This window comes from Micrococcus sp. HMSC31B01 (assembly GCF_001816085.1).
Lineage (GTDB): Bacteria > Actinomycetota > Actinomycetes > Actinomycetales > Micrococcaceae > Micrococcus > Micrococcus luteus.
In genome coordinates this window covers 1-7,816 of the sequence record NZ_KV825159.1, presented here as the reverse complement: position 1 = coordinate 7,816, position 7,816 = coordinate 1, and the positions used below count along the sequence as shown (strand labels likewise).

8 protein-coding genes are annotated in these 7,816 nt (G+C 74.3%); 4 read left to right on the top strand and 4 right to left on the bottom strand.

The window, feature by feature from the left end; all coding sequences use genetic code 11:
* Positions 1–84 precede the first annotated feature (84 nt).
* Positions 85–339, bottom strand: a complete 255-nt coding sequence (locus HMPREF3105_RS07145; RefSeq protein ID WP_010080161.1) for a DUF6480 family protein — start codon at positions 337–339, stop codon at positions 85–87.
* Positions 340–605: 266 nt separating this feature from the next.
* Between HMPREF3105_RS07145 and HMPREF3105_RS07140 the strand changes: the two genes are divergently transcribed.
* The 4 genes from HMPREF3105_RS07140 to HMPREF3105_RS07125 are packed head-to-tail and all read left to right on the top strand — an operon-like array spanning position 606 to position 5,357.
* A complete protein-coding gene (locus tag HMPREF3105_RS07140) occupies positions 606–1,754 on the top strand; it encodes an acetyl-CoA C-acetyltransferase (protein WP_070709059.1) in 1,149 nt (382 codons plus the stop codon).
* A 20-nt stretch (positions 1,755–1,774) separates the two neighbouring features.
* On the top strand, positions 1,775–3,373 hold the full coding sequence (locus HMPREF3105_RS07135) for a fatty acyl-CoA synthetase (protein WP_070709058.1): 1,599 nt from the start codon (positions 1,775–1,777) through the stop codon (positions 3,371–3,373).
* Entirely contained in the window at positions 3,370–4,572 is a 1,203-nt protein-coding gene (locus HMPREF3105_RS07130) for an acyl-CoA dehydrogenase family protein (protein ID WP_070709057.1), read from the top strand. Before HMPREF3105_RS07135 ends, HMPREF3105_RS07130 begins: the two co-directional genes overlap by 4 nt.
* On the top strand, positions 4,569–5,357 hold the full coding sequence (locus HMPREF3105_RS07125; protein WP_051995329.1) for an enoyl-CoA hydratase/isomerase family protein: 789 nt from the start codon (positions 4,569–4,571) through the stop codon (positions 5,355–5,357). The genes HMPREF3105_RS07130 and HMPREF3105_RS07125 overlap by 4 nt, the downstream gene beginning before the upstream one ends.
* Before the next feature lie 205 nt (positions 5,358–5,562).
* On the opposite strand, the gene HMPREF3105_RS07120 is transcribed toward HMPREF3105_RS07125, so the two are convergent.
* The 3 genes from HMPREF3105_RS07120 to HMPREF3105_RS07105 all read right to left on the bottom strand — a co-directional run.
* Complete coding sequence (locus tag HMPREF3105_RS07120) at positions 5,563–6,210, bottom strand: DUF2238 domain-containing protein (RefSeq protein ID WP_141762456.1); 648 nt, start codon at positions 6,208–6,210, stop codon at positions 5,563–5,565.
* A gap of 10 nt (positions 6,211–6,220) precedes the next feature.
* Positions 6,221–6,961 carry a 4a-hydroxytetrahydrobiopterin dehydratase gene (locus HMPREF3105_RS13010; RefSeq protein ID WP_141762455.1) on the bottom strand — a complete coding sequence of 247 codons (741 nt, stop codon included), beginning with the start codon at positions 6,959–6,961 and terminating at the stop codon, positions 6,221–6,223.
* A 612-nt stretch (positions 6,962–7,573) separates the two neighbouring features.
* Positions 7,574–7,816, bottom strand: a 243-nt coding sequence (locus HMPREF3105_RS07105; protein WP_246830350.1) for a hypothetical protein, incomplete at its 5' end; no start/stop codon positions are given.

Here is a 7,816-nt window from a genome sequence, read left to right as displayed (position 1 = left end):
GGCACGGGGCGGGCACCGACGGATCGGTGCCCGCCCCGTGGTCGTGGTGGGCCGGTGGCGTGCCCCAGGCGTCTGCGTCCCGGCTCAGCCGAGGCCGGCGACGCGGCCCAGGATGAACAGCAGGACGCCGATGACCACGAGGGCGATGATCAGCCCGAGCACGATCTTGCCCGCCGAGCGCTCGCCGGTCTGCTCCACGTCCATGCCCGGGTTGTCCGGGCCGACGCCCGCACCCTCGGCTGGGGGCGTGTCGCCGTCGAACGCGACGCCGGAGGTCTCGTCCGTCGCCTCGCGTGCGCGCCGGGCGTCCTGGGGGTCGGGGGTGTGCGGGGTGGCCATGGCCGGCTCCTCTCGTCTCAGCGGCACGGGTGCGCGCCGCTGGCCCTCACGGTAGGCCCGGGGCAGGGGGTCCTGACCAGGGCGAGGCGACGCCCGCCCCAGCGCTTTCGTGGCGGAAACGGCGCGCCCCGAGCCGCTTTCGTTGACGAAACGGCGCCCTCCGCCACGCCCGCGCCGCCGCGACGGATCCCGTCACACTCTTGATCGTTGGACGTCCAAGCAATAGCGTGATCGGCGTCACGTTCCCGCCGTCCGGAGGAGCCCCCATGCCCGAGGCCTACATCATCGACGCCGTCCGCACCCCCGTGGGTCGCCGAGGGAAGGGGCTCGCCGGCGTACATCCCCTCGATCTGGCGGCCGCGCCGCTGCGCGAGCTCGTCGCCCGCCAGGACATCGACTCGGCCGAGTACGACGAGGTCATCCTCGGCTGCATCGACCAGCTCGGCCCGCAGGCCATGGACGTGGCGCGCAACGCCTGGCTCGCGGCCGGGCTCTCCGAGGACGTCCCCGGCACCACGGTCGAACGCCAGTGCGGCTCCGGCCAGCAGGCGGTCCACTACGCCGCGCAGGCCATCATGAGCGGGACGGCGGACCTCGTCGTCGCCGGTGGCGTGCAGTCCATGTCCGCGATCCCGCTCTCCCTGTCCAACACGGCCGCCCGCGAGCTCGGCTTCCCCGACCCGTTCACCGGCTCCGAGTCCTGGGCCGCCCGCTACGGGGACGAGGAGATCTCCCAGTTCCGCGGGGCCGAGATGATGGCCCGGCACTGGAACCTGGACCGTGACGCCCTGGAGGAGTTCGCGGTGCGCTCCCACGAGCGCGCGCTCGCCGCCCAGGCCGACGGTCGCTTCGACCGCGAGATCCTGCCCCTCGCCGGCCTCACCGCGGACGAGGGCCCCCGCACCCCGGACGCCGCGAAGATCGCCTCGCTCGACCCGATCGTCCCCGGCGGGCTGCACACCGCGGCCACCGCGTCCCAGATGTCCGACGGCGCGGCCGCCCTCCTGCTCGCCTCCGAGGAGGCCGTGCGCCGCCACGGCCTCACCCCGCGAGCCCGCATCCACCACCTCTCCGCCCGCGGCGCCGACCCCGTCATGATGCTCTCCGCCCCGATCCCGGCGACGGCGTACGCGCTCGACCGCATGGGCCTGACCATCGACGACATGGACCTCGTGGAGATCAACGAGGCGTTCGCCGCCGTCGTGCTGGCCTGGCTGACCGAGACCGGCGCGGACCCGGCGAAGGTCAACGTCAACGGCGGGGCGATCGCCCTGGGCCACCCCATCGGCGCCACCGGCGCCCGCCTGATGACCTCGCTGCTGCACGAGCTCGAGCGCAGCGGCGGCCGCTATGGCCTGCAGACCATGTGCGAGGGCGGCGGCCAGGCCAACGTCACCGTGATCGAGCGTCTCTGACCCATCCCCCGGAGGTTTCCATGCCAGGCCAGATCACCCACCCCACCGACGCCGGCCACCTCTCCCCCGCCCCGGAGGACACGATCGGCCGCGTGTTCGCACGCGCGGTCGCCCGTTCCCCGCAGGCCGTCGCCCTGCGCTTCGAGGACCGCGACTGGACCTACGCCCAGCTCCGGGACGGAGCGCACCGCGTGGCCCGCCGCCTCCAGGACACCGGCCTGCCGGCCGGCACCCGGGTGGCCGCCTACGCCACCAACTCGGACGCCTACGCGCTGCTCTTCCTCGCCTGCGTCACGGCCGGCTACGTGCACGTGCCCGTGAACTTCGCGCTCAAGGGCGGCGAGCTCGCCCACGCCCTCGAGGACTCCGGCGCGGAGCTGCTCGTGGCCGACGCCGGCATGCTCGAGCGGGTCGACCAGGTCCGGGCCGAGGGCCGCGCGTCGGCTCTGCGGCACGTGTGGACCATGCTCCCCGCCGGCCACGCCGAGCCCTCCGTGCTGGAGACCGCCCGGGACGAGACGTTGGACGCCGCCGCCCCGGAGGCGGAGGTGTCGGCCACCGACCTGGCCCAGCTGCTCTACACCTCCGGCACCACCTCCACCCCCAAGGGCGCCATGATGTCCCACCGGGCGCTCGTGGCGGAGTACCTCTCCTCGATCATCGCGCTGGACTTCACGGCCGAGGACCGCCCCCTGGTGGCCATGCCGCTGTACCACTCGGCCGCGATGCACGTGTTCCTGCTCCCCTACCTGAGCCTCGGCGCCACGGTGCGCCTGCTGGCCGCCCCGGACATCCCCCGGATGCTCGAGCTCGTGGAGACCGAGCACATCGGCTCCCTGTTCCTGGCGCCCACCGTCTGGGTGCCGCTGGCGAACCATCCGGACCTGGCCACGCGTGACCTCTCCTCGCTGCACAAGGCCCAGTACGGGGCCTCGATCATGCCGGTGACCGTGCTGCAGCGCCTCCGTCAGAGTCAGCCGGGCATCGGCTTCTACAACTGCTTCGGCCAGTCCGAGCTGGGCCCGCTGTGCACCGTGCTGCGCCCCGAGGAGCACGACGCGCGGCCGGCCTCGTGCGGCCGCCCCGTGTTCCACGTGGAGGCGCGGGTGATGACGGCCGACGGCGCCCCCGCCGCGCCCGGCGAGCCCGGCGAGATCCAGTACCGTTCGCCGCAGCTGCTCTCCGGCTACTGGAACCGCCCGGATGCCACCGCGGACGCGTTCACCGACGACGGCTGGTTCCGCTCCGGCGACCAGGTCACCCAGGACGCGGCCGGCTACATCCAGGTGGTGGACCGCATCAAGGACGTCATCAACACGGGCGGCGTGCTGGTCGCCCCGCGCGAGGTCGAGGACGCGATCTACGAGCTCGACGAGGTGGCCGAGGTCGCCGTCATCGGCCTGCCGGACGAGCGCTGGATCGAGGCGGTGACCGCCGTCGTCGTGCTCAAGGAGGGCGCCGAGCTGACCGCGGAGACCGTGCGCACCCACGTGAAGGAACGCCTGGCGGACTTCAAGGTGCCCAAGCGCGTGGACTTCGTGGCGGAGTTGCCGCGGAACCAGTCGGGCAAGCTCCTCAAGCGCGCGCTGCGCGCCGAGCGGACGCAGGAGGCCCGGTGACGCGCACGCAGAAGCCGACCTACGACGTCGTCACGCCCCTGGACGTCGACTACCTGGACGCGTTCGGGGAGGCGACGGAGCAGGACCGCGCGCACTGGGACCGCGCCCGCGCCTACGGCCGGGAGGTGCTCGAGCGGATCGACGGGCACTGGGACCGGGCGGAGTACCCGTTGGACCTGGTGGCGCGGGCGGGCGAACTGGACCTGCTCACCGATGGACTGGAGGTGCCGGGGCACGCGGTGATGTCCCCGTTGGCGGCGGGCCTGGTGGCGATGGAGATCTCCCGGGCGGACGGGTCGATGGCGGCCGCGGCGGCGGTGCAGGGCGGGCTCGTGCTGCGCGCCCTGGTGCACTGCGCGAGCCCGGAGCAGAAGGAGCGGTACCTCGAGCCGGTGGCGCGCGGCACGCTGCCGGGCGGGTTCGCGCTCACGGAGCCGCTGCACGGCTCGGACTCGGTGTCCCTCGAGACGTCCGCGCGGCCCGACGGCGCCGGCGGCTGGGTGCTGAACGGCGCCAAGAAGTGGATAGGCAACGGGGCTGCCGGGGGCATCACGATCGTGTGGGCGCGCGACACCGAGGACGGCCAGGTCAAGGGCTTCGTGGTGGAGCAGTCCACGCCCGGCTACGAGGCCGAGGTGATCACGGGCAAGGGCGCGCTGCGGGCGATCCACCAGGCCGAGATCTCGCTGACTGACGTACGAGTCGGCGACGACGCGCGGCTGCCGGGCGTGGCGACGTTCAAGGACGCCGCGCGCGTGCTGGTGGCCACCCGCGTGAACGTGGGCTGGTCCGCGCTGGGTCACGCGACCGCCATGTTCGAGGCTGCGCTGGCCTACGCCCGGCAGCGCGAGCAGTTCGGCAAGCCGCTGGGAGCGCACCAGATGGTGCAGGAACGGCTCGCGCAGATGCTGGACGAGGTGACCGCGATGCAGACCCGCTGCGTGGCCGTAGCCCGCCTGCAGGCGGCCGGGCAGCTGCGTGACGAGCAGGCCTCCCTGCTGAAGTACGCCTGCACCCGGGGCGCGCGGCGGGTGGCGCAGATCGCCCGGGACATGCTCGGCGGCAACGGCATCCTCCTGGAACACCGGGTGATGCGGCACTTCGCCGACGTCGAGGCGCTGCACACCTACGAGGGCACCGAGTCCGTGCAGGCGTTGATCCTCGGCCGGGACCTGACCGGGATGAGCGCGTTCGCGTGAGCGTCGACGGCGGCGCCGCGGACGTGGCAACGGTGCGGGTGGAGGCCCGTCCCGGCGTCGTGCGCCTGACCCTGGACCGCCCCGCGCAGGGCAACGCGCTGAGCCTGGCGATGGCGCGAGAGCTGACCGCGGCGGTGCGGGCGGCCGAGGCGGACCCGGACGTGCACGTGCTGACCCTCACCGGTGCCAGCCGGTTCTTCTGCGGCGGCGGAGACGTGGCGGCGATGGGGGCGGCGAGCCCCGCGGAGCGCCCCGCGGTGCTGCGCGAGCTCGCGGATGCGGCGAGCGAGGTGGCCCTGGCCCTTGTGCGCTCCCGGCTGCTGGTGGTGGCCGGCGTGAACGGCACGGCGGCCGGGGCCGGGCTGGGGCTGGTGCTCAACGCGGACGTGGTGCTCGTGCGGGACGACGCCCTGCTGCTGGCGGCCTACGCGGGGATCGGGCTGGTGCCGGACACGGGGGTCTCCTGGTGGCTGCCGCGGGCCGTGGGGCCGGTGCGGGCTGCGGAGCTCACTCTGCGGGGCCGCCGCCTGACCGGGGCCGAGGCCGTGGAGTGGGGTGTGGCCTCCGAGGCCGTGAGCGGTGACGAGTTCGAGGCGCGGCTGGCCGCGCTCGAGGACGAGCTCGCCGCCGGCGCGGTGCACGCCTACGGGCCGACGAAGGCGCTGCTGCGCGGCCCGGAGATCGTCGGGTACGCCGAGCACCTGGACCGGGAGACCGCGGCGATCAGCGCCGCCAGCGGCCACCCGGAGGCGGTGCGCCGGGTGGATGCGTTCCTGCGGCGGTGAGAGGGCGCCCTGATCGAGGACCTCCGCGCGGGGCAGGGCTGGTCCCCGTGGCGGGACGCCGACCCGGACATGACGCAGGCCTCCTCCGGCCCCGAGCGGGCGTCGGCCGGGACTTCGAGAAGGGCCTGGGCCGGCTCGCGGCGGCGGCCGAGCGGGACTAAGCGAGCCGGGACCGGGGACGCGGCGTCGGCGTCGGCGTCTCCCGTCAGGCCCCGGTGAAGCGCGAGAGCCAGGCGAAGCGGCCGCGGGTGCGGTGCGCGTACAGGGCGAACGCCACGATCAGGGCCCCGAGCGTGCCGACGATCATGTCCGTCATGGTGTCCGTGTTGCCCTTCTGCGTCTGCGCGCCGAGCGCCTGGTCGGCGGTGAACTCGGCGATCTCCCACGCCAGGGCCACGAGCGAGTGCAGGGCCATCACGAGGAGCGCCTCGAGCCCGGGCGGCAGGACCAGCCCACGGCGCGCGGCCGCGATGCCCAGCAGGAAGACGCACCCGAGCGCGATCGGCACGCCGGAGTAGAAGTGCACGAGGGCATCCCACCACGGCCAGGCGTCGTAGCCGCCGAGCGCGGCACCCACCCACGGTGCGACGAGCAGCAGGGCCGCGTACATCGCATGCAGCGCGGTGGGCAGGCGGACCCGGTGGGCGCGTTCGAGGGCGATCGGCACGGGGACCACCGTGACGATCTGCAGGCTGAGGCCGGCCGCCTCGCGGTGTCCCTGGGCGGCGAGGACGGCGGCTCCAGCCAGGAGGACGACGGCCGCGAGGATCAGGGGCGAGCGCCGGACGAGGGCCCGCTGGCGGGAGCCGGGGTCGGGGCGGGCGTCGGGGTGGGTGTCGAGGTGCGGTGTCATGGCGGGGGGCTCAGGCGGACGGGGGGACGGCATCGGGCACCAGCTCGTAGACGAAGGCGGGGCGGACGGCGTCGTCGTCCTCCAGGGCGACGACGGCGGGCACCCGCCGGTAGCCGGCGCCCTCGAAGGCGTCGAGGCGGTCCCAGTGGTCCGGGAGGTCGGCGGACACGAGCACCTGGGCGGGGACGTCGGTGGTCGCGTGCGCGGGCGCGGTGCCGGCGAGGACGATCCCCGGGTAGCCGGTGGCCGCATCGGTGCCGCTGGCGTGGAACGTGCCGCGGAGGGTGCCGGGGATCCAGGTGCCGCGCACACCGTCCATGACGTGCGCGTTCGAGCGGCCGGGCGCCAGGGTGCCGTACGCGGCGAGGGCGTGGGGGGCGAGGACCTCGCTGGCGAGGCGGGCGACGGTGCGGGCCAGGCGGACGTCGCGGGAGGTGAGGGCGCGGACGTCGTGGCTGTGCATGCCCACGGTGAGCCGGCCGTAGGAGACGGTCAGGTCCGGGTGGTGGTCGGCGGCCTCGGCGGCCTCCCCGATCCGGTTCGCCAGGGCGAGGGCGGTGGCGAAGTCGCCGGTGGCGTAGGTGACGGCGAGCTCGGGTGGGGTGGTGTCGGCGGGTGTCGACGACGGCGTGACGCGCCAACCCCCGAGCTCTGGCACCCCCGTGAGGGCCACAGCAAGCTCGGCTGGGTCGATCGCGGTGTGAGGTGGGAGGGCGGCGAGATGCTCGAGGCGGTTGAGAGCGGACGTCATGGGGCCATGATGCCCGGTGGCGTCCGGCGGCGGAGACGGCGGCCCGGCGTCGTTCGGCACGGTCAGACGCCCAACCCCGGATCCGGCGGGGTGCCGTAGGTGCGCAGGGCCGCCCCGTAGGGCAGCGGGAGCCGTGGCCCTGTGCCCAGCTGACGAGGACCTCGATGGTCTCGGCGGCGGTGAGCTCCTGCAGGGGCTGGACGAGGTCCTGGGGATCGTTGGCGGCCTCGTCCGCGCCCCGGCCCCGGCCGATCCGCCAGTTGTAGGCCCCGAGCCCCTCGAACCGCTTGGCAATCTCGACCATGAACAGGCCGTCGCCGAGCAGCATGATCTGCGCGTACCGGGTGGGCGGCTCGTCCTCGGGGATCAGCTTGTCCCGCGGGTCGGTGAGGGCGTGCACCAGGTCCGCGATCTGGGACGTGCTCTCCAGCCGGTGCCAGCCCGGGTCCTCCTCGCCGCGGACGGTGGCGGTCCACCAGAGGTCGGTCGCGGGGGCGGGTGAGGCCATCCACTCCACAGCTTCGCGGGGCGGCTCGACGAGCTCGACGGCGCCGGGGGCGCGGTGTGTGGCGAGGCCGCGAGCGTCGTCGGCGGTGATGCTGCCGGGCGCGCTCATCGGAACATCCGCAGGACGTCGCCGAGGCCGAACGTGGTGCGCTTGTAGACCGCGTTGCGGGCGGCGCGCTTCGGATCGCGCAGCCAGCCCATCCCCTTGCGGCCGTAGCCGGGGATGACCTGGCGCTTGATCGCGCGCGTGGCGCGGCCCGTGGTGCGGGCCCTGAGGGACTTCGTGAGGGAGGGTGTGCGGAAACCGATCTTCATGGTTGTAAGCGGCCATGAAAAGCTGCCCATAGG